A 1,352-nucleotide genomic window follows, 5' to 3' on the forward strand; every position below is an offset into this window, starting at 1 on the left:
CCACGTCCGTTAAGGGCACTAGCACCTCAAGCTAGCGCGTCTGCCATTCCGCCACCCGGACTTGCTGGTGTGCCAAAAGATTATCCGACGCGGTGACGGAATCCAAATCGCCTAGGTGACCTGCTGTTTTGCCCACTCTGCCCACTCCTGGTTCATGCGGTAGAAGCGCTTGCCCCACTCGAGGGCGATGTGGCCGTTGGTGGAGAAGGGGTTGGCGGTCCAGTCGACCGCGGATTCGAGGGTGCCGAGTTCGGCGAGGGCGGTGGCGGAGCGGGTCTCGAGGGTGGTGAGGTAGGTGATCGCTTCGGCGGGGGTGAGGGCGTCGAGGAAGAAGACGCGCAGGAGGGTTTCGTTGCGGGTGATCGGTTTGGGGGCGACTTCGGTGAGCCAGTGGTGGAGGTCGGCGCGGCCGTCGGGGGTGATCGTGTATTCCTTGCGCCCGCGGGGGCCCTCGTCGGAGACGGTGATCTTGCCGGTGTCGGCGAGCTTGGTGAGCTCGGTGTAGATCTGGCTCTGGGTGGCGGGCCAGACGTTGGCGAGGGATTCCTTGAAGCGGTGGATCAGGTCGTAGCCGCTGGCGGGGCGGTCGGCGAGCAGGCCGAGCAGGGCGTGACGGAGGCTCATGCCTCTCACCTTACATTCCACTCTTGACATGTCGAAGTAGGAACCTCTAATTTCGACCTGTCTGAATTGGAATGTCGCGCCTATCGCGTACTCAGGAGTCACCATGTCCTACCTGCGCACCTTTGCTCCGTGGATCGTCTACGCGCTGGTTCCCGGCTCGTACTGGCAGTGGGCGGCGCTCGCCGCAGCCGTGCTCGCGCTCGCCGAGCTGGTGGTGCGCAGGCGGAGTGGGGCCACGTTCGACGCGCTGATCATCGAGATCGGGACGCTGGCCTTCTTCGTGGGGCTGGCCGCCCTGGCGTTCAGCGATCCCGACACCGGATTACACGCCTACTCCCCCGCGCTCTCGCACACCGCGCTGGCACTGATCGCCGGCGTCTCGCTGGCCGTCGGGATGCCGTTCACCCTCGGGATCGCGAAACAGACCACACCACAGGAGGTCTGGACGGAGCCACTGTTCGTGCGGACAGCGTATGTGCTCACCGCGGTGTGGACGGCGAGCTTCGCGGTCGGCGCGGTGCTGCTGGCGGTACTGGCGCACGCCGACACCTGGCCGCGGACACTCGCGCACGCGCTGACGTTCGCGGTGCCGATGGTGTTCACCGTGCGGTACGTCGCCTACATCCAGGCCAAGGCGGCCGCGTTCGACGCTGTGTGAGCCGTTCAGGGCCCCCTACGTCACCGGCTCAGCCGGCGCGGGCGGGCTCCGCGTCGACGGCGGGCTCGGC

At 66.6% G+C, this 1,352-nt stretch carries 2 protein-coding genes; one reads left to right on the forward strand and one right to left on the reverse strand.

Annotated elements, in window-relative coordinates; all coding sequences use genetic code 11:
* Window positions 1-111: 111 nt before the first annotated feature.
* Window positions 112-624 (reverse strand): PadR family transcriptional regulator, encoded by a 513-nt coding sequence (locus ACWDNU_RS45895; RefSeq protein ID WP_355280358.1) that lies wholly within the window; start codon window positions 622-624, stop codon window positions 112-114.
* 103 nt (window positions 625-727) lie between these two features.
* Between ACWDNU_RS45895 and ACWDNU_RS45900 the strand changes: the two genes are divergently transcribed.
* A complete protein-coding gene (locus tag ACWDNU_RS45900; protein WP_355280357.1) occupies window positions 728-1,282 on the forward strand; it encodes a hypothetical protein in 555 nt (184 codons plus the stop codon).
* Window positions 1,283-1,352: the final 70 nt, after the last annotated feature.

This window comes from Amycolatopsis sp. NPDC003676, assembly GCF_053587275.1.

Coding starts and splice junctions, on each gene's coding strand:
- ACWDNU_RS45895 (WP_355280358.1), bottom strand. CDS start 624: ATGAGCCTCCGTCACGCCCTGCTCGGCCTGCTCGCCGACCGCCCCGCC.
- ACWDNU_RS45900 (WP_355280357.1), top strand. CDS start 728: ATGTCCTACCTGCGCACCTTTGCTCCGTGGATCGTCTACGCGCTGGTT.